At 70.8% G+C, this 855-nt stretch carries 1 protein-coding gene; it reads right to left on the reverse strand.

The window, feature by feature from the left end; all coding sequences use genetic code 11:
- Positions 1-670: SDR family NAD(P)-dependent oxidoreductase (locus VTU_RS0105545; RefSeq protein ID WP_010101704.1), on the reverse strand; the 670-nt coding region annotated here is incomplete at its 3' end.
- Positions 671-855 lie beyond the last annotated feature (185 nt).

The following is an 855-nucleotide window of genomic DNA, read 5'->3' on the forward strand; positions in this document are numbered from 1 at the left end:
CCTCGGGTTGGCCCCAGCGCTTGGCCGGGTTGCTGGCCTTGACCCAGGCGTCGAAATCGGGGTTGTTCATCAGCGCGGTGTTCATCTCGGTCTGTATGTAGCCCGGCCCGATCGCGTTCACCTGGATGCCGAACTGCGCCCATTCGGCCGCCATCGCGCGCGCGAGCATCTTGATCCCGCCCTTGGCTGCGGTGTACGGCGCGACCGTCGCGCGCGCGGCCTCGCTGGTCAGCGAGCCGATGTGGATGATCTTGCCCCCGCGGCCGCGCGCGATCATGCGCTTGGCGGCCTGCTTGCCGACGATGAAGGCGCTGGTGAGGTTGGTGTCGATCACGCGCTGCCAGTCCCGGAGTTCGAGGTCGACCAGGGGCATGCGGTGCTGTATGCCGGCGTTGTTGATCAGGATGTCGATCGCGATGCCGCGCTGGTCCAGCGCGTCGAAGGCCGCGGCGACTGCCGCTTCGTCGGTCACGTCGAACGGCAGATCCTGCGCGTCATGGCCCCGGGCGCGCAGCTGCTCGGCCGCCAGCGCAAGCTGCGCGGTGCTGCGGGCGTTGACGATGACGCGCGCGCCGGCCTCGGCCAGGCCCTGCGCAAAGGCCAGGCCCAGGCCGCGCGCAGCCCCGGTGATGAGCGCCGTGCGTCCGCTCAGATCGAACAATGGGGACATGGGGTTCTTCCGCTCGGAGGGAGTCAATGGGCTTGCGCCGTGGAGGCATCGGGCGCGGCGTGCACCCGCCCCGCGCGCAGGCCCACCTCGCCCAGGCCGGGGAAGCGGACCAGGATGTCGGTGTCCGCCGGCATCGGTAGCGCGCCGACCCAGGATCCCGTGGTGACCACGGTGTGCGCGGGCAC

The organism is Verminephrobacter aporrectodeae subsp. tuberculatae At4 (genome assembly GCF_000193225.1).
Lineage (GTDB): Bacteria > Pseudomonadota > Gammaproteobacteria > Burkholderiales > Burkholderiaceae_C > Acidovorax > Acidovorax aporrectodeae.